Source organism: Bartonella sp. TT110JLCBS (assembly GCF_042193405.1).
Taxonomy (GTDB): Bacteria; Pseudomonadota; Alphaproteobacteria; order Rhizobiales; family Rhizobiaceae; genus Bartonella.
This window is the reverse complement of the sequence record NZ_JBHILT010000225.1, coordinates 1-232: the sequence shown is the minus strand read 5'-3', so window position 1 is coordinate 232 and position 232 is coordinate 1.

Sequence of the window (232 nt, the reverse complement as noted above, 5' to 3'; positions counted from 1 at the left end):
TCTAAAAGGCGTTCTGCATGATCAATACGGAGTTTCCGTAAGGTTTTACCAAAGGATGTAAGCATCAAATAGACCTCCAAAGGACGGATAATTAATCTTAATAAGTTTAATATATTTTATCTTAAGGTATAAATCAACTCTTTTTTTACAATAATTACAAATTGCCAATAGCAAAAATTTAAAAATTATCGAAAGTGGCTTGACATTATAGTAGGAGTATGAATAATCGAAT